The organism is Neisseria sp. P0021.S006 (assembly GCF_051956895.1).
This window is the reverse complement of record NZ_JBQCWZ010000257.1, coordinates 1-1,748: the sequence shown is the minus strand read 5'-3', so window position 1 is coordinate 1,748 and position 1,748 is coordinate 1. Positions and strand designations below refer to the sequence as shown.

Below are 1,748 nucleotides of genomic sequence, written 5' to 3'. Positions count from 1 at the left end.
GTGTGTAACATTTGAGTTTGGCTGTGGATTTTAGTTGAAGCGGTCATGGCTGTATTCCTTATTTCTTAAAAATGGGTGGATTTAAGCGGCCATGGTGGGTATAAAAAAAGCCGCTCAAATGAGGCGGCTCTGATTTGCGTATTTTCAATTTGGTCTGTTTCAGACAAGCGCAAAAAAGTACCGCACGTTTGTGTGGTACCAATAGAAGAAAGTAGCGGAGCATTGCGCGGTTTGCATGATGAAAATACGTCTTTAATGTATAAAAGTATGGAACGTAGTTTAAAACAAGAAGGCCAGTAATTTCAATATCCAATCGATAAAACCCACCAATAAATCTACAAGTTGTTGTAATCCTTCCAATTTATTTTCTTTCGAGTGAGTCAAATTTGCATAATTATAATGCAAGACAAGATAAATTGATAACAATCCGAGCAAGTTCCTTAAAAAGGCCGTCTGAAATTCAGCTTTCAGACGGCCTTTATTTTGGCTTGTCCAATCAATAAACGTCGCGTTGGTAGCGTTTGTCTTCGCGCAGGTCGTTGAGGTAGTCCTCGGCTTCGTCGCGGCTGAGTTTGCCTTGGGTTTCGATGACTTCGATCAGGGCGTTTTCGACATCGCGCGCCATGCGTGCTGCGTCGCCGCAGACGTAGATGTGTGCGCCTTGTTGCAGCCAGTTCCAAACTTCGGCGGCGCGTTCGGTGATTTTGTGTTGGACATAGACTTTGTGTTCGCCTTGGCGGCTCCATGCGAGGTCGGCGCGGGTAAGGAGGCCGTCTTTGCGCCAATCACTCCATTCGAGTTGGTAGAGGAAGTCGTCAGCCAGGCGTTGGTTGCCGAAGAAGAGCCAGTTTTTGCCGCTGTCGCCATTGGCGGCGCGTTGTTGCATGAAGGAGCGGAAGGGGGCGACGCCTGTGCCTGCGCCGATCATGATGATGGGTGTATCGCTGTTTTGCGGCAGGCGGAAGTTGGGGTTGGGTTCGACAAAGACGCGGACTTCGCTGCCTTCTTCGAGGCGTTCACCCAAGTAGCCGGATGCTGCGCCGGTGTAGGTGTGGTCGTGGTGGTCGAAACGGACGACGCCGATGGTGAGGTGGACTTCTTCGCCGACTTCGTCTTGTGCGGAGGCGATGGAGTAAAGGCGCGGGGTTTGTGGGCGGAAGAGGCTGTATAGGGTTTGTGCGTCCAGTGGGTGCGGATAGGCTGCGAATACGCCTACGGGCGGTGTGGCGGCGAGGTAGGCATCCAGTTGGGCTTTATCTGCGGCTATGGCTTTGAGTTCTTCGTTGTTTGTTAATTCGGCGTATTGTTGGACGAATGCCGGTGTGTTTTGGGTGATGTCTGCGGATTCGGTCAGGGCGGTGCGGATGTCGGTTTCGCGGCCGTCTGAAAGTTGGACGGTTTCGCTGCCGGTCAGTTGGTTGAGGTCGAGGATTTCTTGAACGAGGTCGGCGGCATTCAGCGGCCATACGCCGAGTGCGTCGCCTGCCTGATAATGCAAACCTGAGCCGCTGAGGTCGATTTCGATGTGTTCGACGTCTTTTTCTGCGGTGCGTGAGGTGATTTTCTGGCGCACGGAGAGGGTGGCTGTGTAGGGGTTTTCTTTGGTGTAGATGGTGCCGCTGCTTGGTGTTGCTGAGCCGTTTGATGCGGCGGTTGTACTTGGGCTTGTTGCTTGGGCGGTTAATTCGGCCACTTTGGGTACGACGGCGGCAATCCATGCGTCGGCATCGGCCTGGAATTCTAAGTCG

At 52.5% G+C, this 1,748-nt stretch carries 1 protein-coding gene; it reads right to left on the bottom strand.

Annotated features, from left to right (window positions below):
- Window positions 1–496: 496 nt before the first annotated feature.
- On the bottom strand, window positions 497–1,748 hold a 1,252-nt coding region (locus ACTHUM_RS13110; protein ID WP_440403071.1), incomplete at its 5' end, for a diflavin oxidoreductase.